Raw genomic sequence first — 24,796 nt, forward strand, 5'->3', positions numbered from 1 at the left:
AGGCATTTTGGAGCAAATCGACCGATGCACCGACACCCGATTCGCAGCACCTGGTTCAGGTCATGGTGGGCCTGCCACCTCCTGTGCCTGCTGCTGTGCCATCTGGGCGCCCAGGCGGCCACCGCGCTGGACGCCCTGACGCCGGGCGCGGTGCTGGATCGGGTTGAACACTGGATCGACCCCTCGGGCGTGGCCGATCTGTCGGCGGCGCAGACGGCCCACGCGGCGGGCCGGTTCGTGCCCGCGCCGGCCTCGCTGCGCACCGGCACCCACGCCCAGCCCCACTGGCTGCGCATGGAGGTGGCGCAGCGCCGCCCCCACGGCGACTGGGTGCTGGCCCTGCACACCACCGCCATCGATGACGTGCGTTTCTTCGGCCCCTTCGACGCCCAGGGCCGGGCTCTGGCCGAACCGGTGCTGACCGGCCTGGTGCGGCCCTACGACAGCCGCCCGCTGGGCATCGAGCGGCCGGCCATGCGGCTGCAACTCGACCAGCCCGGTCCTTACGTGGTCTACATGCGGCTCGTGTCCCACTCCTCGCAGTCGCTCACGGTCTCGGCCTGGGACACGGTGGCCTACGTGCAGTCGCGGCAGCACAAGCGGCTGTTCGACGGCGTGGTCTACGGCATCCTGGTCGCGCTGCTGGTCTACAACCTGGTGCTGGCCTGGGTGTTCCGCCACGAAAGCTACGGCCTTTACGTGCTGACCTGTGCCGCCGCCCTCTTCACCTTGTCCAGCTACAACGGCCACGCCGCGCACTACCTGCTGGGCGACTGGCCCTGGTGGCAGGAGCGCGCCAACATGCTGGGCTCGGCGCTCTGGGTCGGGTTTGCCACGCTGCTGTGCCGCAGCTTTCTGGCGCTGCCCCGGCGCCTGCCCCGGTTCGACCGCGTGTTGCTGGCCGTGGCCGGCGCTGCCGGCGTGGCCGCGCTGCTGGCCCTGGCCGGCCAGACCACCTGGTCCCAGCACCTCGTGGAGATCACGGCCGTGGTGGGCACGCCGCTGGCCTTCGGGGTGGCCCTGTGGGTCTGGCGCCAGGGTTTTGCCGCGGCCGGCTGGTACCTGGGTGGCCAGGCCCTGCTGTTCCTCTCGGCGCTGGCGGTGGTGGGCATCAACTGGGGCCTGCTGGACGCCCCTTTCCTGCTGGCCAACGGCCTGCAGATCGGCGTCGTGGCCGAGATGCTGATGTTCGCCTACGCGCTCAGCGCCCGCGTGCGCCTGATGCACCAGCACCAGACCGAGCTGCGCGCCCGCGCCACCCACCTGGCCGAGGCCGCCGCCACCGACGCCCTGACGGGCCTGGCCAACCGGCTCGGCCTGGCCCAGCGCGCCGACCAGCTGCTGGCGGCGGGACAGCCGCATGCGGTGATGCTGCTGGACCTGGACCGCTTCAAGCCGGTCAACGACACCCACGGCCACGAAGCGGGCGACCGCCTGCTGGTGGAGGTGGCCCGCCGGCTGAACACCCACATGCGCGAGGCCGATCTGGTGGCCCGGCTGGGCGGCGATGAATTTGTCATCCTGCTCGCCGGCCGGCACACGCTGGCGCAGCTGACGGCCATGGCCGAGCGCCTCGGCCAGGCGGTGCGCCAGCCCTTTCAGGACCAGGGCCACAGCCTCAGCCTGGCCGTGAGCATCGGCATCGCGCGCTGCCCCGAGCACGGCCACAAGCTGGTCGATCTGCTGCGCCTGGCCGACGCCGCCATGTACCGCGCCAAACAGGCGCAGACCGGCTTCTCGTTCTACGAGCCGGCGGCGGCGGCCACGTCCTGACGCGACTCGATCGCGCGCCAGATGAGCAGCCGCTCCTCGGCGCTGGCACGGCCCCAGGCCACGATCTCGTCGAGGCTGCGCCAGCACCCTTCGCACAGGCCGGTGGCCGGCAGCATGCGGCAGACCCCCACACAGGGCGAGGGCACGGTGCCCGCCGGCGCGGTCTTGCGCGCACGGGCCAGGGTGATGCGGGAAGGCGGAGTGGTCACACCCAGAGCTTAGTCGAGCGCGACATCGGCCACCGGCGCACCGGTCAAAACCCCCAGATCCTGGGGTGCCAAGCGGAACACGCCATGCGGATGCCCAGCCGCGGCCCAGATGACGTCGAAGCGGAACAGCTCGCGGTCGACCAGCAGCACCGGCGGACTGGCGTGCGCCACCGGCGACACGCCACCGATGGAGAACCCGGTGCTGGCCTTGACAAAATCGGCATCGGCGCGGCCCAGTTTCTGGCCTTCGCCACACACCAGCGCCTGCACCTTCTTCTCGTCCACCCGCTTGTCGCCCGAGGTGACCACCAGCACGGCCGCGCCATCGGGCTTGCGCTTGAACACGATGCTCTTGGCGATCTGGCCCAGACCCACGCCCAGCGCGTCGGCCGCCTGCTGCGCGGTGCGCGCGGCGTCGTCCAGCATCACCGGCACATGCGGGTGGCCCAGGCGCAACAGCTCGGCGGACACGCGCAGCACGCCATCGGGGAGGTTTTTCTCGTTGTTCATGTTCAGATCCACCGGTCAGCCACCGCGGCGCACCAGCATCAGGCTGGCGCCCATGCCCATGAGCACGCCACCGAAGATGCGGTTCTGCGTGCGCCGCGCGCGGGCCGTGCGCAACAGGCCCTGCAGGCGCGAGGCCAGGAAGGCGTAGCCGTGCATCACGATCAGGTCCACCAGCACCGTGGTGGCCAGCAGCACCAGCAGCTGCAGGCCCATGGGGCGCTGGGTGTCGATGAACTGCGGCAGCACCGCCACCATGAAAACGATGCCCTTGGGGTTGGTGACGTTGGTGATGAAGCCGCGCAACACACGCTGGCGCGGACTCAGTTCGGCATTGGGCAGCAGCACCGCGCCGGCATCGGCCGCCACCGGCGCCCGCCACTGCGACCAGCCCAGCCAGATGAGGTAGCCCGCACCCAGCACCTTGACCACCAGGAAGGCGGTGGCCGAGGCCAGCAACAGCGCCCCCACCCCCATGCCGGCCACCAGCAGGATCACGGCCAGACCCAGCTGCAGGCCGGCGATGGTGGCCGAGGTCTTCTTCACGCCATAGGCCAGGCCATGGCTCATGGACAGCACCGCGCCCGAGCCGGGCGACAGCGCGATCGCCCAGGAGGCGACAAAGTAGGCAAGCCAGACTTGCAGTTCCATGGGGATAGTCCGTTCAGGCGTTCCGTTTGTTCAGGATGGCAGTGGCCACCCGCGAGTTGGGCTTGCGGCCCAGCGCGCTGCTGATGAAGGCGCCGGCGTCGACCAGCTGATCGAGATCGATGCCGGTGTCCAGCCCCAGGCCTTGCAGCAGGTAGACCACGTCTTCGGTCGACACGTTGCCGGTGGCGCCCTTGGCGTAGGGGCAGCCGCCCAGGCCGGCGACCGAGGACTGGAAGTTCCAGACCCCCATCTGCAGGGCAGCGTAGGTGTTGGCCAGCGCCTGGCCGTAGGTGTCGTGGAAATGGCCGCAGATGTGGTCGATGTCGTAGTGGGACAAGGTGGCCTCGATGACGCGCTGCACCTTCAGCGGCGTGCCGACGCCGATGGTGTCGGCCACGTCCACGCGCTGCACGCCGATGCCCTTCATGAGTCCGGCAAGGTAGGCCACCCGTTCGGGTGCGATATCACCTTCGTAGGGACAGCCCACGGTGCAGCTCATGGCGCCACGCACCGCGATGCCGGCCGCCAGCGCGGCCTCGACCACCGGCGCAAAACGCTCGATGCTCTCGGCGATGCTGCAATTGATGTTCTTCTGGCTGAAGGCCTCGCTGGCGGCGCCAAACACCACGATCTCGTCGGGCCGGTCCGCCAGCGCGGCCTCGAAACCCTTGAGGTTGGGCGTGAGCACGCTGTAGCGCACGCCGGGCGCGCGCGCGATGCCGCTCATGACGGCGTGGTTGTCCGCCATCTGCGGCACCCACTTGGGCGACACATAGGACGTGACCTCGATCTCCTTCAGGCCGGCGGCCTGCAAGCGGTGCACGAGTTCGATCTTGACGGCCGCGGGCACGGGCTGCTTTTCGTTCTGCAGGCCGTCGCGCGGGCCGACGTCGATCAGCTGGACAAAGGAGGGCAAGGACATGGAATGCTCCTGGAAAGGTCAGTAGCCACGCGCCGGATCGACGCAGCCCGGCAGGGCCTGTGGCGACTCGCCGGCGCGCAGGCGCGCGATCTTGGCGGCGATCTGGGCGATGGACTCCTCGCGCAGCGTGCGCGCCGAGGTGTGCGGAGTGATGGTGATGCGTGGATGGGACCAGAACGGGTGTGCGCGCGGCAGCGGCTCGGTGCGGAAGACATCCAGCGTGGCGCCGGCCAGGTGGCCGCTGTCGATCAGCGCGATCAGGTCGGCCTCGACCAGGTGGGCACCCCGGGCGACGTTGATGAGGTAGCCGCCCGGCAACAGGCGCTGCAGCGTGTCGCGGCGCAGGATGTTCTCGGTCTGCGCGGTCAGCGGCAGCAGGTTGACCAGCACCCGCGTGCCGGCCAGGAAATCGTTGAACTGCGACTCACCGGCAAAACCCGTGACGCCGGGCATGGGGTGCGGCGTGCGGCTCCAGCCGCGCACCGGGAAGTCGAACTGCGCCACCGCCTGCGCCACCCGCTGGCCCAGCACGCCCAGGCCCATGATGCCCACCGGGCATTCGGCCCGGCTGCGTGGCTTGCGGTAGGACCAGGTGCCCTTGGCCACATCCGCCTCGTAACCGTCGAACTCGCGGAAGTGGCGGATCAGCGCATGGCACACGTATTCGGCCATCTGCACCGACATGCCGGCGTCGTCCAGCCGGACCACGGCCATCCCGGGCGGCAGGTTCAGCTTGAGCAGGCCGTCGACACCGGCGCCGATGTTGAACAGGGCCTTGAGCCGCGACTGCTCGTCGATGAACTGCTGCGGCGGTGCCCAGACCACCGCGTAGTCGGCCTGCGGCGCGCCCGGCTGCCAGACATCGACCAGGGCCCGTGGCACGGCGGCGCGCAGCCCAGCCAGCCACGGCTCGGCCTTGGTGTCGGTGCAGCAGAAGGTGATGTAGGTGGCGTCCATGGGCATGTGTGCGCCGGGGCGCGGTCCCCCGGAATGTTGGCCTGCCATTATCACGGCCGCGTTTGATCGACCTGTCCTCAGGCCATGGCGAGCTTGAGCAGCTCCGCGCCTTCGCTGACCTGGTCGCCCGGCGCGAACAACAGCTCGGCCACGGTGCCGTCCAGCGGCGCGGCGATGGTGTGCTCCATCTTCATGGCTTCCAGCACGGCCAGCGCCTGGCCCTTCTTGACCACGTCACCGGCCTTGACGGCGAAGGACACGACCTTGCCCGGCATGGGCGCGGTGAGGCGCCCGCCCTCGCTGGTGCCCTCGCCCGCGTGGGCCAGCAGGTCGACCTCGACGATCTGGGTGGCGCCACGGCCGCAGAACACGTGGGCGGTCTCGCCCTGCCAGTCGACGCGCAGCTCGGTGCGCTGGCCGGCGAAGGCCACCTCCAGGCCGGCCCCGGCGGCCCGCCACGACAGCGGCCCGGCCACGGCGGTTTCGCCTTCGCCCACGCTCAGGAACAGGGCGCCGTCGTGGGCGTAACGCAACTGCGCCGGCACCGTCTCGCCGCCGAAGACAAAGGCGAAGCGGCGCACGAACTCGCCGTGCGAACGCCAGCCGTCGCGGCGGCTGAAGGGGTCGTTGCCGGCCGCCGCCGCTTCGTCGTGCAGGGTCTGCGACACCGCCGCCGCGGCCGCCAGCGGCAGGCCCACCGGCTCCTGGTTGAACAACACGGCGGCCTCGCGCGGGATCAGCGCGGTGTCCAGCCGGGCCTCGGCAAACGACGGCGAACGGACCACGTGGCGCAGAAACTGCACGTTGTTGGCCACGCCCACGATATGGGTCTGGGCCAACGCGGCGTCCAGCCGGGCCAGCGCCTGCTCGCGGTCGTCGCCGTGCACGATCAGCTTGGCGATCATGCTGTCGTAATAGGGGCTGATGGTGTCGCCCTGGCGCACGCCGTCGTCCACCCGCACCAGCCCCTGGGTGAAGGCGCTGGCCGCAGGCTTGCGGTAGACGTGCAGGGTGCCGGTGGCGGGCAGGAACTGCTTGTCGGGGTTTTCGGCGCAGATGCGGGCCTCGATGGCGTGGCCGTGGATGCGCAGCTCGTCCTGGCGCAGCGGCAGCGGCTCGCCCGAGGCCACGCGCAACTGCCACTCCACCAGATCGAGGCCGGTGATGGCCTCGGTCACCGGGTGCTCCACCTGCAGGCGGGTGTTCATCTCCATGAAGAAGAAGTTCATGCTGCCATCGTCGCGCTGCTCGACGATGAACTCCACCGTGCCTGCGCCCACGTAGTTGACGGCGCGCGCGGCGGCCACCGCCGCCAGGCCCATTTGCTGACGCATCTCGGGCGTCAGCCCGGGCGCCGGCGCTTCCTCCAGCACCTTCTGGTGGCGGCGCTGCACCGAGCAGTCGCGCTCGAACAGGTAGACGCCGTTGCCCTGGGTGTCGCAGAAGACCTGGATCTCGATGTGGCGCGGGCGCTGCACGTATTTTTCGATCAGCACGGCGTCGCTGCCAAAGCTGTTGCGCGCCTCGCGCTGGCAGCTGGCCAGCGCGGCCTCGAAGTCCTCGACCTTGTCGACCGCGCGCATGCCCTTGCCACCGCCGCCGGCGCTGGCCTTGATCAGGACGGGATAGCCGATGCGGTCGGCCTCGGCGCGCAGCAGCGCCGGGTCCTGGTTGGCGCCGTGGTAGCCCGGCACCAGCGGCACGCCGGCCTTTTCCATCAGTTGCTTGGACTCGGCCTTGAGGCCCATGGCCAGGATGGCCGAGGACGGCGGCCCGATGAAGACCAGGCCGGCCTGGGTGCAGGCGTCGGCGAAAGCCTCGTTCTCGCTCAGGAAACCGTAGCCCGGGTGGATAGCCTGGGCGCCGGTGGCGCGGGCGGCGGCGATGATGGCCTCCCAGCGCAGGTAGCTGTCCTTGGGCGCGGCGCCGCCCAGGTTCACCACCTCGTCGCACAGGGCCACGTGCTGGGCATGGGCGTCCACGTCGGAACACACGGCGACGCTGCGCACGCCCAGGCGGCGCGCGGTGGCGGCCACCCGGCAGGCGATCTCGCCACGGTTCGCAATCAGAATCTTGGAGAACATCTAAGCCACCTTTTCAGAAAACATGCGTTGCAGGCGGTGCCAGGCCGCCCGCAGAAAACTCAGCAACACCCAGGTGATCCACGCGGCGAGGACCACCACCACCGTCAGCACGGCCGCGAACACCAGCGGGTGGTTCGTGGCCAGCCACAGGGCGCCCAGCGCCAGGCCGTCCTCGACCAGGCTGGCGATCACGTTGGAGAAGGGTTCGGGCGAGGTGTTGATGGCCGCGCGGGTGGTCGTCTTGGCCACCTGGCTGCTGGCCGCCAGCGTGCCGCCCAGCAGGGCCGCGACCAGCGCCATGGTGCCGCTGTCGGCCCCGAACACACCCGCCGCCAGGGCCGCGCCCGCCGGCACCCGCAGCACGCTGTTGAGCAGGTCCCACAGCGAATCGAGGCCCGGAATCTTGTCGGCGAAGAACTCGACGAACAGCAGCCCGCCGCTGACCACCAGCAGCGCCGGATGCTGCAACACCTGCAGCCCGCCGGGCAGGACCCAGAAGCCGAGCGCACCGCTCAGGCCGACCACGAACACCACCAGATAGAGGCGCAGCCCGCTGGCCCAGCCCAAGGCCGCCGCGAGCGCCAGCAGGCTGGGCAGGTCGAGGTGGGCGCTGGCGCTGCCCAGGCCGCCCGATACCGTGCCGAAGGCGGCCTGCCACCAGACCGTGAGTTGTTGCAAGACGGCTTGAAGTGTCGTGTCCATGATCGCTCCCTGATGTTTGGCGCATCATGGCAGCAACCAGCCGGGTTTGCGTTTCTGCAGGAAGGACGACACGCCCTCCCGCCCTTCGACGCTGGCGCGGATGTCGGCAATCCCCTCGACGGTGGCGGCGATCAGCGCGCCGTCGATCTCGCGCTCGGCCACGTCCAGCACCAGGCGCTTGCAGGCCTGGACCGCCGCCGGCCCGGCGTTCACGAGCGCGGCCGCAATCTCACCCACTTTGGCATCGAGCGCGTCGGCGGCCACCACCTCGTGCACGAAGCCGATGCGCTGCGCCTCGGCGGCGCCGAAACGCTCGGCGGTCAGGAAATAGCGGTGGGCGGCACGCGCGCCCATGGCGCGGATGACGTATGGGCTGATGGTGGCCGGGATCAGGCCCAGTTTGACCTCGCTGAGGCAGAAACCAGCCGTGTCCACCGCCACCGCCATGTCGCAGGCCGCCACCAGGCCCATCCCGCCGGCGTACACGTCGCCCTGCACACGGGCGATGGTGGGTTTGGGGCATTCGTGGATGGCGCGCAGCATGGTGGCGAGCGCGCCGGCGTCCGCGAGGTTTTCCTCGCGGGTGTAGTCGGCCATGCGCCGCATCCAGTTCAGGTCGGCGCCGGCGCAGAAGGCCGGGCCCTGTGCCGCCAGCACCACCACGCGCACGTCGTCGCGCCGGCCCACCTCCGTGAAGACCTGCGTGAGCTCGGCGATCACGGCGTCGTTGAAGGCGTTGCGCACCTCGGGGCGGCTCAGCGTGATGCGGGCCACGGCCGCCTGCACGTCCAGAGTCAGGGCGTTGGTCGAGGTGTTCATGCGCGGGCTTCCTCCTGCAGGCAATAGACCAGGTCGAGTTCGGGACAGGGCCGGCCGAGCGCGGTCAGCGCGGCGCTGATCTGGCCCCGGTGGTGGGTGCCGTGGTTGAACACATGGGCCAGCGTGGCCGCGAACGGCAGGGTGGCGGGCGTGCCCCGCATGGTGGTGTAGCTGAGCACGCCGTCGAAACGCTCGGCCGGCCAGCCCTCGATCAGGGCCAGCCAGTTGGCCGCGCCACCCTTGAGGGCCTGGGCCAGGCGCGCCCGGTCGGGCTCGACCTCGCTGTCCAGCGCCACGGTGGGCGACTGGCCTCGGGCAAAACGCGCGAACCACAGGAAATGTTCGCCCACCAGCAGGTGGTTGAGCGTGCCGTGGATGCTCTTGAAGAACAGGCCCAGGTCGCGACGGTAGTCGGCCTCGGGCAAGGCCGCCACGGCGTCGAGCAAGCGCCGCGTGGCCCAGACGTTGTAGCGGGCCAGCTGGGCGAAGTGGGTGTGCGGGTTCACCACCACCTCACATGCGGAAGATACCGAACTTGGTCTCGGGGATGGGCGCGTTGAGCGACGCGCTCAGCCCCAGCGCCAGCACGCGGCGGGTGTCGGCCGGGTCGATGACACCGTCGTCCCACAGGCGCGCGGTGGCGTAGTAGGGGTGGCCCTGGTCTTCGTACTGGCGGCGGATCGGGGCCTTGAAGGCCTCCTCTTCCTCCATGCTCCACTGGCCACCCTTGAGCTCGATGCCGTCGCGCTTGACCGTGGCCAGCACGCTCGCCGCCTGCTCGCCGCCCATCACGGAGATGCGCGCGTTGGGCCACATCCACAGGAAACGCGGGCTGTAGGCGCGGCCGCACATGCCGTAGTTGCCGGCGCCAAAACTGCCGCCGATGATGACCGTGAACTTCGGCACGGCGGCGGTGGCCACGGCCGTCACCAGCTTGGCGCCGTTGCGGGCGATGCCTTCGTTCTCGTACTTGCGCCCGACCATGAAGCCGGTGATGTTCTGCAGGAAAACCAGCGGGATCTTGCGTTGGCAGCACAGCTCGATGAAGTGCGCGCCCTTGAGCGCCGACTCGCTGAACAAAATGCCGTTGTTGGCGATGATGCCCACGGGGATGCCTTCGATGCGGGCAAAGCCACACACCAGGGTGCTGCCGAAACGGGCCTTGAACTCGTCGAAGGCGCTGTCGTCGACGACGCGGGCGATGATCTCGCGCACGTCGAAGGGCTTGCGGGTGTCGGTGGGGATGACGCCGTACAGCTCATCGGCCGGGTAGCGCGGCGGCAGCGGCGCGTGCAGGGCGATGTTGGGGCGCTTGTCGACGTTGAGGTTCTTGACGATCTGGCGGGCCAGGGCCAGCGCGTGCATGTCGTTCTGCGCGAGGTGATCGGCCACACCCGACAGGCGGGTGTGCACGTCGCCACCGCCCAGGTCCTCGGCGCTGACCACCTCGCCGGTGGCGGCCTTCACCAGCGGCGGGCCGCCCAGGAAGATGGTGCCCTGGTTCTTGACGATGATGGTCTCGTCGCTCATGGCCGGCACATAGGCACCGCCGGCCGTGCAGCTGCCCATGACCACCGCGATCTGGGCGATGCCCTGCGCGCTCAGGTTGGCCTGGTTGTAGAAGATGCGACCGAAGTGCTCGCGGTCGGGGAAGACCTCGTCCTGGTTGGGCAGGTTGGCACCGCCCGAGTCCACCAGGTAGATGCAGGGCAGGCGGTTCTGCTGCGCGATCTCCTGCGCCCGCAGGTGCTTCTTGACCGTGAGGGGGTAGTAGGTGCCGCCCTTCACCGTGGCGTCGTTGCAGACGATCATGCAGTCGGTGCCGCTGACGCGGCCGACGCCGGCCACGATGCCGGCGCAGGGCGCGTCGCCGTTGTACATGTCCATCGCGGCCAGGGGCGCGAGTTCCAGGAAGGGCGTGCCCGGATCCAGCAGCATCTGCACACGGTCGCGCGGCAGCAGCTTGCCGCGCGCCGTGTGCTTGGCGCGGGCGGCCTCGCCGCCGCCGGCGGCCATGCGCGCCACCTGCGCCTTGAGGTCGTCCACCACCGCGCGCATGGCGCTGGCGTTGGCCTGGAAATCGGCCGAACGGGCATTGAGTTGGGTGTCGAGAGTGGTCATGGTCAGGCAGTGGTTTGTTCGGCCAGCCCCAGCTGGTCCTTCATGGCGTCACGGATCTTGAACTTCTGGATTTTGCCGGTGACCGTCATCGGAAAACCGTCCACGAAGCGGATGTAGCGCGGCACCTTGTAGTGGGCGATCTGGCCCTTGCAGAAGGCCCGCAGCGCGTCCTCGGTGAGCGTATGGCCGGGCTTGGGCACGACCCAGGCGCACAGCTCCTCGCCGTATTTCGCGTCGGGCACGCCCACCACCTGCACGTCCTGCACCGCCGGGTGGCGGTAGAGGAACTCCTCGATCTCGCGCGGATAGATGTTCTCGCCGCCACGGATCACCATGTCCTTGATGCGGCCAACGATGTTGACGTAGCCCTCGGCGTCCATGGTGGCCAGGTCGCCGGTGTGCATCCAGCCCTCGGCGTCGATGGCCTCGGCGGTCTTGGCCGGGTCGTCCCAGTAGCCGTGCATGACCGAGTAGCCGCGGGTGCACAGCTCGCCCGACCGCCCGGGCGCCACGGTGTCGCCGGTCTCGGGGTCGACCACCTTGACCTCCAGGTGGGGCTGCACCTGGCCCACGGTGGACACGCGTTTGTCCAGCGGCGTGGTGGTGGAGCTCTGGCAGCTCACCGGGCTGGTCTCGGTCATGCCGTAGGCGATGGTGATCTCGGACAGGTGCATGTCGTCCACCACGCGCTGCATCACGGCCGTCGGGCAAGGCGAGCCGGCCATGATGCCCGTGCGCAGCGTGGACAGGTCGAACTCCTTGAAGCGCGGGTGGTCCAGCTCGGCGATGAACATGGTGGGCACGCCGTGCAGGCCGGTGCAGCGCTCGTCCTGCACGGTCTGCAGCACGGTCAGGGGGTCGAAGCCATCGTTGGGGTAGACCACGGTGGCCCCGTGGGTGAAGCAGGCCAGGTTGCCCAGCACCATGCCGAAGCAGTGGTACAGCGGCACCGGAATGCACAGGCGGTCGGCCGGCGTGAGCTTCATGCATTCGCCGATGAAGAAGCCGTTGTTCAGGATGTTGCGGTGGGTCAGCGTGGCGCCCTTGGGGAAGCCGGTGGTGCCGCTGGTGAACTGGATGTTGATGGGGTCGCTCGCGCGCAAGTGGGCGGCCACCTGCGCCACGCGGGGGTCGGTCGCGTGGCCCTGGGCGAGCAGGTCGGAGAAGCGCATCAGGCCGGGCTCGTCCATGCCCTGCCCCGCTTCGTCTATCCAAACCACGGTGCGCAGATGGGGCAGCTGCTGGGCTTCCAGCTGGCCGGGGTGGCCGTGGGCCCACTCGGGGGCCAGTTCGCGCAGCATGCCCAGGTAGTCGCTGGTCTTGAAGCGGGCCATGGTCACCAGCAGCTTGCAGCCGACCTTGTTGAGCGCGTACTCGACCTCGGACGTGCGGTAGGCCGGGTTGATGTTGACCAGCACCAGGCCCACTTGGGCCGTGGCCAGCTGCATCAGCACCCATTCGGCGTTGTTGTGCGACCAGATGCCCACCCGGTCGCCAGGCGCCAGCCCCTGCGCCAGCAGCGCGCTGGCCAGGCGGGCGGCCTCGGTGTGCAGTTGGCGGTAGGTGTAGCGCCGCCCCTGGTGCACGCTCACCAGCGCCTCGCGGTCGGGCTGGCGCGCCACCATGGCGTCGAAAAACGCGCCGATGGTCTGCTCGATCAGCGGCGGCTGGGTCGCGCCCTGCGCCAGGCTGTGCAACAAGGGCGCGGGGGCCGAACGGGTATTGCTCACGGGCTTGTCTCCTCAGGGTCGGCCGGCGGAACGCGTGGACGCTCTCGCCGGGCACGGCGGGTGATGGCCACAAGCATAGAAGCGGGCGCCCGGTTTGGGTTGCCAGAAAGGTTGCAAATCGTGCCACTTGTCGGGCACACTTCGACCGTGACACCCCCCCCTCGCCCATCGGCCACCACCCCGCGACCCAAACCCGGCCGCGCTGCGACGCCCATGGCCTTTGTGCGCGCCATCGCGCTGGCCTACGCACAGCGCGGCCAGAGCCCGGCGCAGGCACTGAAGCAGGCACAGATTGCGCCAAACGCACTGACCTCACCTGCCGCGCGCATCACCGCCGCCCAGATGGAGTTGCTGTCCGAGGCCGCGATGCGCGAACTCGACGACGAGGCGCTGGGCTGGTTCTCGCGCCGCCTGCCCTGGGGCAGCTACGGCATGCTGGCTCGGGCCTCGCTGGGCGCGCCCGACCTGGGCCGGGCCATGAAACGCTGGTGCCGCCACCACGGCCTGCTGGCCGAGGACATCGCCCTGTCGCTGACGGTGCAGGACGGCGTCGCCACCCTGGCGATCGAGGAGCGGCGCGACCTGGGCGCGCTGCGCGAGTTCTGCCTGGTCTCGGTGCTGCGCAACGCCCACGGCCTGGCCTGCTGGTTCATCGCCTCGCGCCTGCCCCTGATCGAAGCCCGTTTCCCCTTTCCCGCCCCGCCCCATGCCGAGGCCTATGGCGTGCTGTTCCCTGGCGGCGGCCAGCACTTCGGACAGGACATGGCGCTGCTGCGTTTCGACGCCCGCTACCTGGCCCAGCCGCTGCGCCGCGACGAGGCCGCCATGAACCAGATGCTGCAACGCGCCCTGCCGCTGACGGTGCGCCAATACCACCGCGACCGCCTCCTGGTGGAGCGCGTGCGCCAGGCCCTGCAGCACCAGCCCCAGGCCAGCCACAGCGCCGAGGCCCTGGCCACGCTGCTGCACCTCTCGCCGCGCACGCTGCACCGCCAGCTCAAGGAAGAAGGCGCCACCCTGCAAGGGCTCAAGGACGAGGTGCGGCGCCAGGTGGCGGTGGACGCGCTGCTGCGCACCGACCGCCCCATCAAGCAGGTGGCCCTGGCGGCCGGCTTTCGCAACGAGAAGAGTTTTTCACGCGCCTTCCGCGCCTGGACCGGCGAGACCCCTCAGTCCTTCCGCGGCAAAAGCGCCCGGTGAGTCACAGCGCCAGCACGATGGTCTGGCCCGCCGCGCGCGAGCAGCAGCTCATCATGCGCTTGTTCTGAGCCCGCTCGTGCTGGGTCAGCACCTTGTCGCGGTGGTCCACCTCGCCGGCCACCAGACCCACCTCGCAGGTGCCGCACAGCCCCTCGCCGCAGTCGCAGGGCACGTCGAAACCAGCCGCCTGCAGGGCCTGCAGCAGCGTCTGGTGGGCGGGCACGGTCACACGGACCTTGGAGTCCTGGAGTTCCGCGACAAAGGCGTGCGCCTTGTCCGGTTCCAGCGCCGCGCCGTCCGCGTTGAAGTGCTCGAAGCGCAACACACCCTCGGGCCAGCGTTCCCCCAGGGTTTCCAGTTCACCGATGAGCCGGTCCGGACCGCAGGCATAGACCCGGGTGTCGGCATCCACATCCGCCAGCAGGGATGCCAGCGGCAGGCGCCGCCCCTCCGCCTTGACGTACAAGGACAACCGGTCGCCGTGGTCCTGCTCCAGGCGCGCCAGCAGCGCCATGTGCCGGCGCGACCGCCCGGCGTAGTGCAGTTCGTAGGTTTTGCCCAGGCGTTTGAGGCGGTCCGCCATGGCCACCATGGGCGTGATACCGATGCCCGCGGCGATGAGCACAAATCGGCGCGCGGACTCATCGAGCCGGAACAGGTTCTTGGGCCCCGACAGCTGAAGCGTGTCCCCTGCGGCCAGCTGTTCGCAGAAAAACCGCGAGCCACCCCGCCCGCCCGCCTCGCGCTGCACCACGACTTCCAGGGCCGATCCGTCGTCCGCCCGGCCACACAGCGAGTACTTGCGGCGGAAGCCTCCGGCGATGAGGTCGACGTGCGAACCGGCCGTCCAGGCCGGCAAGGGTCCACCACGCGGATCGGCCAGGACGAAGCGGAACAGGTCCTCGCCTTCGACGTGTTTCTCGCGCACGACCAGGGAACGCGCAATGCCGTCCTTGGACGGTGGCCCGATGTAGAAATCCGCGGGCGTCCGCAGCGCGCGCGACGGATCGCGCTCCGGGTTCTGCGCCGGCGACCATTCCACCCACAGCTCGGACGGACCACGGAAAGAGGTGTTGGGCAGGAACTCGAAGCGCTGCCCGTCCACCAGGCGCATGTGGGGCAGGCGACGCGCGAATTCCTCCAGGAACACCCGCATCTGCATGCGTCCGATGTTCTTGCCCATGCACTGGTGGGCGCCATAACCAAAGGTCAGGTGCTCGACCGCGTTGTCGCGGTAGAGGTCGACCACGTCCGGGTTCTCGAAATGCGCCGCGTCGAAATTGGCCGAGGCCTGCACCAGCAGCAGCTTGCCGCCGCGAGGAATGGGCATGCCCCCCACCGTGGTGTCGGTGGTGGCCACGCGGCGCCAGGCGATGATGGAGCCCGCCACGCGCAGGCACTCCTCGACGGCGTTGGGGATGAGGGCCGGGTTCTCGCAAATCGCGTCCCAGGCCGGGCGCTGGGTCAGCAGCGTCATGAAGGCGTTGGCGGTGGCGTTGGACGTGGTCTCGTGCGCCGCCGCCAGGATGGCCATCATCATGGACCGCAGGTAGGACACGGTCACGATGTCGGGGTGCTTGTGGTGCTCGCGTATGGTCTCGTACATCCACCCCTCGCCGTCGGGCCGGGCCAGCATGCCGTCGAGGATGCCCTGCGCCACCGTCCAGAACCGGCCCACGTTCTCCGCGATCGCCAACTGCTCCTGCGCGGTCGGCCGGCCCCAGGTGTTGAGCGTGTGCGCGACGGCGAACTGCCGCAGCTGCTCGGCCCCGTCGTCGGGCACCCCGAGGAACTTCAGCGCGATGTTGAGCGGGATTTCATAGAACATCTCGCGCACCAGGTCGGCGCGGCCCTTGTCGATGAAGCGGTCCATGTACTGGCGCGCCAGCGCCCGCACGGTGGGTTCGTAGGTGGCCAGCCGCTCCGGCAGGAAGGCGTCCATCAGCAGGCGCCGACGCTCCATGTGGTCCGGCTCGTCCTCGTTGACCAGCGTGCGGTTCATGGCGTAGCCATAGCCCTGCAGGATCTGCGTGACCTCCGGCGTCGCCGGGGTGATCTTTTCCAGCGCGATCGAGGGTGAAAACACCGTGTTGTCGCGGAACACCGCCTTCACGTCCTCGTAGCGCGTCACGATCCAGTAGCCCAGCTGGGGGCTCCAGAAGACCGGCTCCTGCTCGCGCGCCCAGCGCAGGTAGTCCGCCGGCGCCTGCATGTAGGCCCCCTCGAACGGGTTGAAACCGGCCGCGCCAGCGCTGACCGGGCAGCCACCGTTGGCATTCGGCCGCGCCAGCGCCTGGTGGTCAACCGGGCAACGGCCTGCGGCCGCGGAAGAGGAAGCGTTCATGGCGGGCTCCTGGTTCACAGATTTGATTTGCGTAATTCTATTACGCAATACGCAAATTGAACACCCCGGCGCTCCCCGACGACCGTCAGCCGCTGGCCGGCTGAAAACCCATGGCCGCGCTGATGTCGCCCGCCTCGCGGACCACCTGGGGACAGACACGCCCTCCGGGCCGCGCGTCAAAGCCGTTGCTGGCCCCCAGCGCGGTCAGGACCGCGCAGACGTGCCCGCCGGCATCGAACACCGGCGCCGACACCGCGCTGATGCCACGCAGCAAGGTGTCGTGCACGATGGCGCAGCCCTGGTCACGCACCTGCCGGCGCAGCCGCGCCACCGGCTGCGGCCCCGCCATCAGCGAACGCTGCTCGGCCGAGCCGGCCTCGAATTCCAGCTCGGCCTTGCGGTGGACCTCGGCGTCGTCGCTGAAGGCCATGAAGGCCTGCCCGGTGGCCGACCACAACAAGGGCAGGACGGAGCCGGCGCGGATGTTCACCGTCACGGGCAAGGACGGCTCCTCGATGCGCAGCACGGTCGGCCCCAGGTTGCCCATCACCGCGATGAAGCAGGTCACCTCCAGCGACTCCCGCAGACGCAGCAGCGCGCCCTCCCCCAGGCGCACCGGGTCGCACTGGCGCAGCGCGGCCAGGCCCAGGCGGATGGATTCGGGCCCGAGGTGGTAGTGCAGGGTCGCGGTGTTCTGGGCGACAAAACCCTCCTGTGCAAAACTGGACAGGTAGCGGTGCACCTTGGCCGCGCTTTCCCCGACATCGTTGGCGATGGCGGTCAGGCTGGCCGAGCCGCCCAGCCGCGTGAGCGACTTGAGGATGGACATGCCGGTCTCCGCGGACTGGACACGCTGGCGGCGGTCCGCCACTGGGCTGGTGGTCGTCGTATTTCGCATCGCTCAAGTATCGGGGGAAGCACAGGGTAAACACCGCAAAAATTATTACGCAATGCGTAATATCATTGCAAATACATTCCCTTGCGACCGCATCACACCCAAGGAGCACCCCGATGCCGAACCGCCGCCACACCACCCGTCTGCTTGCCGCCCTGGCCCTTGTGGCCTTGGCTGGCGCCGTCCATGCCCAGGCCTATCCCGCCAAATCCGTGCGCTGGGTGGTGCCCTATCCGGCCGGCGGTGGCTCCGATTTCCTGGCCCGCACCATCGGCCAGCAGCTGTCCAAACAGATCGCCCAGACCGTGGTGATCGACAACAAGCCTGGCGGCAACACCGCCATCGCGGCGGCCGACGTGGCCCGCGCCCCGGCCGATGGCTACACCATCCTGTCGGCGGACAACGGCACCATGGTCTTCAACTCGGCGCTGTACGCCAAGCTGTCCTACAACCCGGAGAAGGACCTGGCCCCGGTGACGCTGATGGGCAAGTTCCCCATGATCCTGGCCGTGGGCGAGAAGTCGGAAGTGAAGGATGCCAAGGATTTCATCGCCAAGGCCAAGGCCGCGCCCGGGCGCATCAGCTATGGCTCGGCCGGTGCCGGCAGCCCGCACCACCTGGCCATGGAACTGCTCAAGGTCAGCGCCGGCCTGCACATGGTGCACATCCCCTACCGCGGGGCGGCACCGGCCCTGACCGACCTGGCCGGCGGCCAGGTGGGCGCCATGATGATCGACCTCGCCGCCGGCGCGGGCTTCTTCAAGGGCGCCAAGATCCGCGCGCTGGCGGTGGCCAACCCGACCCGGCTGCCCCAGATGCCCGACGTGCCCACCTTCGCCGAACTGGGTTTCAAGAACGTCGAAGCTGCGGCCCAGGTGGGCATCGTCGCGCCCGCCGGCACCCCGCCCGAGGTGGTCGCCAGCCTGCAGAAACAGGTCTCGGCCGCCATCCAGGAACCCGCCGTCCGCCAAAAGCTGATCGACTTCGGCATCGAGCCCGTGGGCAGCACCCCACAGCAATACACCGAGCTGTTGCGCGTGGAAGTCCAGCGCTGGCACAAGGTGATCCGGGACCAGAAGATCTCGCTCGACTGAGTCGCCGGCTTTCGATTCAGCCGAGCAGCAGCGCCGGCAGATCGGCCATGCGCTGGAACACCCGCTGCACGGGCAAGCCCTCGAAGGCCCGCCCGTGCCCGACCGGGCAATAGCCCCACACGGTGGCCCCGGCGGCCAGGCCGGCACGCGCGCCGATGGCGCTGTCCTCGATCACCAGGCAGCGCGCCGGCGCAACACCCAGGTGGGCCGCCGCTGCAAGGTAGACATGGGGCTCGGGCTTGGACGCCACCATTTCGTGGCCGCTGAAGATGCGGCCATCGAACCAGGGCAGCAGGCCGACCTGGCGCAGCTGCAGCTCGATCTTGAAGCGGTCGGCGCCCGAGGCGCAGGCGATCTGGCCCGACAGCCGTGTGTGCAGCGCCTCGACCGCGCCATGGATGCCGGGGATGGCCTCCAGTTCGGCGGACAGCGCGGCGTTGCGCTGGGCCAGAAAGCGGTCCATCCAGTCGGCCGGCAGCGTGTTGCCCTGGTCCTGCGCCCAGGCCAGCATGACGTCGCGGATGGTGCGCCCGGTGAAGTATTGGTCCACCGCCTCGCGGGTCAGCGGCGTGGTGGACCAGCCCAGGTCCTGCAGCATGCCGAACAGCACGCGGTTGACGATGGGCTCGCTGTCGACGAGCACCCCGTCGCAGTCAAAAAGCACGGCCTGGAAGTTCATGTCCCGATTGGAGCATGAACATCGGCGCCCGCCCGGCCGCGCACGGCCTCACTGCGGCAGCGTCTGCTAGCCACCCAGCACCTTGTAGAAGGTGATGCGGTTGAGCTGCTCGGCCAGCTGCAGGCCGATCAGGGTCTGTTGCGCGGCGTAGAGGCTGCGCTGTGCGTCCAGCACCGTGAGGTAGTTGTCGGTGCCGGCGGTGAAGCGCGCCTGCGACAGGTCCAGCGCCTTTTGTGATGCCGTCACCAGCGCGTGCTGGGCGCCGAGCCGATCGGCCCAGGTGGCGCGGTCGGCCAGGGCGTCCGAGACCTCGCGGAAGGCCACCTGCACCGCCTTCTCATACTGGGCCACGGCCACCTGCTGGTTGAGCTCGGCCACCCGCACGTTGGCCTGGCCCCGCCCGCCGTCGAAGATGGGCAGCCGGATGCCCGGCGCGAAGCTCCAGGTGCCGTTGCCCGCGCCGAACAGGCCCGACAGCTCGTTGCTGGCGGTGCCGGCCGAGGCGGTCAACGAGATGGTGGGGAACAGCGCGGCGCGCGCGGCGCCGATGTTGGCCGAGGCGGCTTGCAGCGTGCGCTCGGCGACCCGGATGTCGGGGCGTTCCAGCAGCACGCTGGACGGCAGCGGGGCCGGCACCGGCAGCAGGGCCGCCGCCTCGTGGACGCCGGGCTGCAGGGCGGCCGGCCACAGATCGGCCGGCAGCGGTCCGCCCACCAGCAGCTGCAGGGCGTTGCGGTCGCGGGCCACCTGGCTGGTGAAGGCCGCCACGTCCACCCGCGCGGTCTCCAGCGCGGACTGCGCCTGGGCCAGCACCAGGCCGGAGGTGCCGCCCAGCTCGAAGATGCGCTGTGTGAGGGCCAGCGATCGCTCGCGTCCGCGCTGTGTGTCCTGGGCCAGTTGCAGGCGGGCCTGGTCGGCGGCCAGGGTGAGCCAGGCGTTGGCGACGTCGGCCACCAGGCCGAGCTGCACGTTGCGACGCGTCTCCTCGGTCGACAGGAACTGCTGCAGCGCGGCCTCGTTGAGGTTGCGCACACGGCCCCAGAGGTCGAGTTCGAAGCTGGTGAAGCCGAGCTGGACGTTGTACTGGCTGCTGAGTTGCGAGCGGCCGGCGGTGGTCAGGTCGGCCGCGGTGCGGGCCCGTGTGCCCTGGCTGGAGGCGGCCACCGTGGGCAGCAGGTCGGCCTGCTGCACGCCGTAGAGCGCCCGCGCGCGCTCGATGTTGAGCAGGGCCACCTGCAGGTCGCGGTTGTTGGACAGCGCCAGCGCGATCACCTGCTGCAGCGGGGCCGAGCGCACCCAGCCCAGGGCCTGGGCCTGGCCACGCGCGACCTCGCTGGCCTGCAGCGCGGGGCCGGTGGCGTCGGCCGCGCCCAGGGTGGCGGGCACCGGCGCGTCCGGGCGCTGGTGGACCGGGGCCAAATTCATGCAGCCGGCCAGCGCCAGGGCGGCGGCCAGCGGCAGCACACGGATCAGGGGGTTCGCCTTCATGCCTTCACCTCCGCGGCGGCGAGTGCCGGAACGGTGGTGCCGTCAGGGGGCACCTCGGGTTCGCGCGCGCGGCGTGTGAACAGGCTGCGCACCACCAGGAAAAACACCGGCACGAAGAAGATGCCCAGCACGGTGGCCGCCGCCATGCCGCCCAGCACCGCGGTGCCGATGGCCTGGCGCCCGCCGGCCCCCGCGCCGGAGCCGGTGGCCAGCGGCAACACCCCGAAGCCGAAGGCCAGCGAGGTCATCAGGATGGGGCGCAGGCGCAGGCGCACGGCTTCGACCGTGGCATCGAACAGGTTCTTGCCACGCTCTTGCAGCTGCACCGCGAACTCCACGATCAGGATGGCGTTCTTGGACGCCAGGCCCACGGTGGTGAGCAGGCCGACCTGGAAGTAGACGTCGTTGGACAGGCCGCGTGTGTAGGTGGCCAGCAGCGCGCCCACCACCCCCAGCGGCACGGCCATCATGACCGAGAAGGGCACGCTCCAGCTTTCGTACAGCGCCGCCAGGCACAGGAAGACGAACAGGATGGAAATGGCGTACAGCAGCGGCGCCTGGGCGCCCGACTGGCGCTCCTGCAGCGAGGCGCCGGTCCATTCGTAGCCGATGCCGGTGGGCAGCTGGGCCATGGCGGCCTCGATGGCGCGCATGGCATCGCCCGAGCTGGCGCCCGGCGCGGTGTTGGCCACCATCTCCAGCGCCGGGCTGCCGTTGTAGCGCACGGTCTGGGGCGGCCCGCTCTGCCAGCGGATGCTGGAGAAGGCCGAGAAGGGCACCATCTCGCCATTGCGGTTGCGCACGGTCCAGCGCGCGATGTCCTGCGGCAGCATGCGGTGCGGCGCGTCGCCCTGCACGTAGACGCGCTTGACACGGCCGTTGTGGATGAAGTCGTTGACGTAGGTGCCGCCCATGGCGCTGGACAACACGCTGTTGATGTCGGACGTGGCCAACCCCAGGGCGGCCGCCTTGCGGTCGTCGATGTCGACCTTGAGTTCCGAGGTGTCGTCGAAATTGGTGGTGCGCAGGTTGACCAGGGTGGCGTTGTCGCGCGTGAGCTCCAGCAGCCGGTCCTTGGCCGCCAGCAGGGCCTCGCGGCCGAGGCCGTTGACGTCCTTGAGCATGAAGTTGATGCCGGCGCTCGACCCCAGGCCACGCACCGCGGGCGGCAGGGTGACGAAGATGCGCGCGTCGCGGATGCGGGCCAGGTCCTTGGTGGCCTGGCGCGCGATGGCGTCGGCCGACTGGTCCGGCAACGGCCGCTCGTCCCAGGTCTTGAAGCGGATGAAGACGTTGGCCGAGCTCTGGTTGCCGCTGAAGCCGGAGACCGCGTAGACGCTCAGCACCTCGGGCTTCTTGAGGAAGTAGTCCTTGATCTGCTCCAGCACGCCCTGCAGCCGCTCGTCGGTGGCGCCCGACGGCAGGGTCACGTTGGCGGTGACGTAGCCCTGGTCCTCGTTGGGCAGGAAGGAGGTGGGCAGGCGCTGGAACAGCACGGCCACGCCAGCACCGATCAGCAGGTAGATCACCAGCACGCGCTTGCTGCGCTTGAGCAGGCCGCCCACCGCGCCCTGGTAGCGCACGGTGTTGCGGTCGAAGTGGCGGTTGAACCAGCGGAAGAAGCGGTCGTTGACGCCCAGCAAGCCGCGGCGCGGCGCGTTGTGTTCGTCCTGGTGCACCGGTGGCTTGAGGATGGTGGCGCACAGCGCCGGCGTCAGGGTCAGGGCGACGAACACCGACAGCGCCATGGCCGCCACGATGGTGACCGAGAACTGGCGGTAGATGACGCCGGTGGAGCCGGAGAAGAAGGCCATGGGCACGAACACGGCGGCCAGCGTCAGGCCGATGCCAACCAGGGCCGGCGTGATCTCGGCCATGGAACGGCGCGTCGCTTCCTTGGCCGGCAGGTGGGTGTCGTGCATCACGCGCTCGACGTTCTCAACCACCACGATGGCGTCGTCCACCAGCAGGCCGATGGCCAGCACCATGGCGAACATGGTGAGCATGTTGATGGAGTAGCCCATGGCCGACAAGACACCGAAGGTGCCCAGCAGCACCACCGGCACGGCGATGGCCGGGATCAGCGTGGCGCGGAAGTTCTGCAGGAACAGGAACATCACCAGCACCACCAGGGCCATGGCTTCGGCCAGGGTGACGACCACTTCCTTGATGGAGGCGCGCACGAAGGGCGTGGAGTCGGAGCTCACGAAGGCCTGGATGCCGTTGGGGAAGTAGGGCTCCAGCTCCTTGATCTTGCGCGCCACGTTGTCGGCCACCTCCATGGCGTTGGCGCCATCGGACAGGATGATGCCCAGGCCCGCGCCGGGCTGGCCGTTGAGCTGGGACTTGGTGGTCAGGTTGTCGGCATCCAGCGCGATGCGGGCCACGTCGCCCATGGTCACCAGCGCGCCGTCGCTGCTGGACTTGAGCACGATGGCGCGGAACTCCTCCACCGTGCGCAGCTTGGTGCGGGCGGTGATGGTGGCGTTGAGCATCTGGCCGGGCACCGCCGGCAGCGCGCCGAGCTGGCCGGCCGAGACCTGGACGTTCTGCGCGTTGAGGGCGTTGACCAGGTCGGCCGGCACCAGCGCGTACTTCTCCAGCTTGGCCGGGTCCATCCAGAGCCGCATGGCGTAGTTGGTGCCAAAGACGTTGACGTCGCCCACACCGTCGACGCGGGCGATCACGTCGACCACGTTGCTGGTGATGAAGTCGCCGATGTCCACCTGCGAGATGCCGGGCTCGGACGAGGTGAAGGAGTAGGTGACCAGGAAATCCTGGCCGCCCTTGTTGATGAAGACGCCACGGCTCTTGACCGCCTCGGGCAGGCGGCTCATGGCGCTCTGCAGCTTGTTCTGCACCTGCACCTGGGCAACGTCGATGTTGGCGCCGGGCTTGAAGGTCAGCGTGGTGCGCGAGCGGCCGGCCGAGTCGCTGGCCGAGCTCATGTAGAGCAGGCTGTCCAGGCCCTTGAGCTGCTGCTCGATCACCTGGGTCACCGACACGTCCACCGTCTCGGCCGAGGCGCCGGTGTAGGTGGTGTTGACGGTCACGCGCGGCGGAGCGATCTCGGGGTACTGCTCCAGCGGCAGCGTGAAGATCGCGCCCGCGCCGGCGAGCATGATGATGATGGACAAGACCCAGGCAAAGATGGGCCGGTTGATGAAGAAATGGGCCATGGGCGGCTCCTCAGCGGGCGGCCGGGGCCGAGGCCCCCGCGCCCTGCGCCGCGGCGGTCGGCTTGTCGGCGGCGGCCTTGTCACCGGCCGGCTTGTCGCCGCCTCCGCCCTTGCCGCTGCGCTTGCCACCGCCCAGGGTGGCCGGGTCGACCTCGGTCTCCTTCACGTTGTCGCCCGGGCGCACGCGCTGCAGGCCGTCCACGACCACGCGGTCACCGGCCTGCAGGCCGGAGGCGATGCGCCAGCGGTTGCCCACCGCGGCCGCCACCTCCACGCCACGGCGCTCGACCTTGCCGTCCTCGGTCACGCGCAGCACGCTGGCGCGCCCGCCGCCGTCGCGGGTCAGGGCCTGCTGCGGCAGCAGCAGGGCGTCGGGCACCACGCCGGTCTCGAGCCGGGCGCGCACGTACATGCCGGGCATCAGCAGGCCGTCGGGGTTGGGCACCACGGCGCGCAGCGTGATGGCGCCGGTGCCGGTGTTGACGTTGACGCCCGCGAACTGCAGCTTGCCCGGCAGGCGGTAGGCCGTGCCGTCTTCCAGCACGATGCGCACCCGCGCCGCGCCTTCGCCGGCCCGCTCGTAGCGGCCGGCCTCCAGGTCGCGCCGCAGCTGCAGCAGCTCGGTGGTGGACTGGGTCACGTCCACGTAGATCGGATCGGTCTGCACGATGGTGGTCAACACGCCAGTCTGGTTGGCGGTCACCAAGGCACCGGCGGTGATGGTCGACAGGCCCATGCGGCCGCCGATGGGCGCGAGGATCTTGGTGTACTGCAAGTTGATGCGGGCCTGGGCCAGGGCGGCCTCGGCGGCGGCCACGTCGGCGCGGGTCTGCAACACCGTGGCCTGGCTCTCGTCCGCCACCTGGCGGCTCACGGCATCGATCTTCACCAGCTCGGCGTTGCGCTGGGCATTGAGTTCGGCCGTGCGCGCGGCGGCCTGGGTCTTGGCCAGCGTGGCGCGGGCGGCGGCCTCGGCCACCTCGTAGGTGGCGGCGTCGATCTGGTAAAGCGGCTGCCCGGCCTTGACCACTGCGCCCTCGGTGAACAGGCGTTGCTTGACGATACCACTGACCTGGGGCCGGATCTCGGCGTTCTGGAAGGCGCTGGTGCGCCCTGGCAGTTCGGTCGTGAGGGTCTGGGCCTCGGCCTTGAGCGTCACCACGCCCACGGCCACCGGCGGCCGCGCGCCACCCTGGGCGGCCCCGGCGGCGGCAGCGCCCGCCGGGGCGGCGTCACCGGTGGCGGGCTTGCAACCGGTCAGCGCCGCCACCGTGGCCAACAAGCCGATGGCCCAGAGCCGGGAAGCAGACGGGAGGGGCCGGGGGCTGGGGGCGCGTCGGATCAGGCCGACGTGGTCGCCGGCGGGTGCGTGCAGGGGCATGGCGTGTCGAAGGTAGGGGATTCGCCAGCCATTGTGCGGACTGAATGTATACAGACCGTAA

The 24,796-nt window shown here is 69.8% G+C and carries 20 protein-coding genes; 3 read left to right on the top strand and 17 right to left on the bottom strand.

Annotated features, from left to right (window positions below; genetic code table 11):
• Positions 1-24: 24 nt before the first annotated feature.
• Complete coding sequence (locus AAHB17_RS06345; RefSeq protein WP_342129660.1) at positions 25-1,773, top strand: diguanylate cyclase; 1,749 nt, start codon at positions 25-27, stop codon at positions 1,771-1,773.
• Here the strand turns inward: AAHB17_RS06345 and AAHB17_RS06350 are convergent.
• The 11 genes from AAHB17_RS06350 to AAHB17_RS06400 form a co-directional block, all read right to left on the bottom strand.
• Positions 1,743-1,982: a DUF1289 domain-containing protein gene (locus tag AAHB17_RS06350; RefSeq protein WP_342129661.1), complete on the bottom strand. Its 240-nt coding sequence runs from the start codon at positions 1,980-1,982 to the stop codon at positions 1,743-1,745. The genes AAHB17_RS06345 and AAHB17_RS06350 overlap by 31 nt on opposite strands.
• Positions 1,983-1,991: 9 nt before the next feature.
• On the bottom strand, positions 1,992-2,492 hold the full coding sequence (locus AAHB17_RS06355) for a YbaK/EbsC family protein (RefSeq protein WP_342129662.1): 501 nt from the start codon (positions 2,490-2,492) through the stop codon (positions 1,992-1,994).
• Between the two features lie 15 nt (positions 2,493-2,507).
• Positions 2,508-3,140: a LysE family transporter gene (locus tag AAHB17_RS06360; RefSeq protein ID WP_342129663.1), complete on the bottom strand. Its 633-nt coding sequence runs from the start codon at positions 3,138-3,140 to the stop codon at positions 2,508-2,510.
• 13 nt (positions 3,141-3,153) lie between these two features.
• Complete coding sequence (locus tag AAHB17_RS06365) at positions 3,154-4,062, bottom strand: hydroxymethylglutaryl-CoA lyase (RefSeq protein WP_342129664.1); 909 nt, start codon at positions 4,060-4,062, stop codon at positions 3,154-3,156.
• Between the two features lie 18 nt (positions 4,063-4,080).
• The gene (locus AAHB17_RS06370) at positions 4,081-5,019 is read right to left on the bottom strand and encodes a 2-hydroxyacid dehydrogenase (RefSeq protein ID WP_342129665.1); all 939 of its coding nucleotides are present in this window, start codon (positions 5,017-5,019) and stop codon (positions 4,081-4,083) included.
• Between the two features lie 77 nt (positions 5,020-5,096).
• Positions 5,097-7,103, bottom strand: coding sequence for an acetyl/propionyl/methylcrotonyl-CoA carboxylase subunit alpha (locus AAHB17_RS06375; RefSeq protein WP_342129666.1), 2,007 nt, complete (start codon positions 7,101-7,103; stop codon positions 5,097-5,099).
• Positions 7,104-7,805 (bottom strand): DUF4126 domain-containing protein, encoded by a 702-nt coding sequence (locus AAHB17_RS06380; protein WP_342129667.1) that lies wholly within the window; start codon positions 7,803-7,805, stop codon positions 7,104-7,106.
• A gap of 24 nt (positions 7,806-7,829) precedes the next feature.
• On the bottom strand, positions 7,830-8,624 hold the full coding sequence (locus AAHB17_RS06385; protein WP_342129668.1) for an enoyl-CoA hydratase/isomerase family protein: 795 nt from the start codon (positions 8,622-8,624) through the stop codon (positions 7,830-7,832).
• Positions 8,621-9,130, bottom strand: coding sequence for a DinB family protein (locus AAHB17_RS06390; RefSeq protein WP_342129669.1), 510 nt, complete (start codon positions 9,128-9,130; stop codon positions 8,621-8,623). Before AAHB17_RS06390 ends, AAHB17_RS06385 begins: the two co-directional genes overlap by 4 nt.
• Before the next feature lie 7 nt (positions 9,131-9,137).
• Entirely contained in the window at positions 9,138-10,745 is a 1,608-nt protein-coding gene (locus tag AAHB17_RS06395) for a carboxyl transferase domain-containing protein (RefSeq protein ID WP_342129670.1), read from the bottom strand.
• Positions 10,746-10,747: 2 nt separating this feature from the next.
• A complete protein-coding gene (locus tag AAHB17_RS06400; RefSeq protein ID WP_342129671.1) occupies positions 10,748-12,475 on the bottom strand; it encodes an AMP-binding protein in 1,728 nt (575 codons plus the stop codon).
• Positions 12,476-12,688: 213 nt separating this feature from the next.
• On the opposite strand from AAHB17_RS06400, the gene AAHB17_RS06405 reads away from it, so the two are divergent.
• Positions 12,689-13,675 carry an AraC family transcriptional regulator gene (locus tag AAHB17_RS06405; protein ID WP_446719561.1) on the top strand — a complete coding sequence of 329 codons (987 nt, stop codon included), beginning with the start codon at positions 12,689-12,691 and terminating at the stop codon, positions 13,673-13,675.
• 1 nt (position 13,676) lies between these two features.
• Here AAHB17_RS06405 and AAHB17_RS06410 read toward each other — a convergent pair whose 3' ends face one another.
• Together AAHB17_RS06410 and AAHB17_RS06415 are read right to left on the bottom strand one after the other, a co-directional pair.
• On the bottom strand, positions 13,677-16,019 hold the full coding sequence (locus AAHB17_RS06410; RefSeq protein WP_342129673.1) for a cytochrome P450/oxidoreductase: 2,343 nt from the start codon (positions 16,017-16,019) through the stop codon (positions 13,677-13,679).
• A gap of 85 nt (positions 16,020-16,104) precedes the next feature.
• A complete protein-coding gene (locus AAHB17_RS06415; protein ID WP_342129675.1) occupies positions 16,105-16,848 on the bottom strand; it encodes an IclR family transcriptional regulator in 744 nt (247 codons plus the stop codon).
• Between the two features lie 182 nt (positions 16,849-17,030).
• On the opposite strand from AAHB17_RS06415, the gene AAHB17_RS06420 reads away from it, so the two are divergent.
• A complete protein-coding gene (locus AAHB17_RS06420; protein WP_342129676.1) occupies positions 17,031-18,008 on the top strand; it encodes a Bug family tripartite tricarboxylate transporter substrate binding protein in 978 nt (325 codons plus the stop codon).
• A gap of 16 nt (positions 18,009-18,024) precedes the next feature.
• On the opposite strand, the gene AAHB17_RS06425 is transcribed toward AAHB17_RS06420, so the two are convergent.
• The 4 genes from AAHB17_RS06425 to AAHB17_RS06440 all read right to left on the bottom strand — a co-directional run bounded on the left by AAHB17_RS06425 (position 18,025) and on the right by AAHB17_RS06440 (position 24,735).
• The gene (locus AAHB17_RS06425; protein ID WP_342129678.1) at positions 18,025-18,687 is read right to left on the bottom strand and encodes an HAD family hydrolase; all 663 of its coding nucleotides are present in this window, start codon (positions 18,685-18,687) and stop codon (positions 18,025-18,027) included.
• A 66-nt stretch (positions 18,688-18,753) separates the two neighbouring features.
• Complete coding sequence (locus tag AAHB17_RS06430; RefSeq protein ID WP_342129679.1) at positions 18,754-20,175, bottom strand: efflux transporter outer membrane subunit; 1,422 nt, start codon at positions 20,173-20,175, stop codon at positions 18,754-18,756.
• A complete protein-coding gene (locus AAHB17_RS06435) occupies positions 20,172-23,354 on the bottom strand; it encodes an efflux RND transporter permease subunit (RefSeq protein WP_342129680.1) in 3,183 nt (1,060 codons plus the stop codon). The genes AAHB17_RS06430 and AAHB17_RS06435 overlap by 4 nt, the downstream gene beginning before the upstream one ends.
• A gap of 10 nt (positions 23,355-23,364) precedes the next feature.
• Complete coding sequence (locus AAHB17_RS06440) at positions 23,365-24,735, bottom strand: efflux RND transporter periplasmic adaptor subunit (RefSeq protein WP_342129681.1); 1,371 nt, start codon at positions 24,733-24,735, stop codon at positions 23,365-23,367.
• Between the last annotated feature and the right edge of the window lie 61 nt (positions 24,736-24,796).

The organism is Hydrogenophaga sp. OTU3427 (assembly GCF_038440225.1).
Lineage (GTDB): Bacteria > Pseudomonadota > Gammaproteobacteria > Burkholderiales > Burkholderiaceae_C > Hydrogenophaga.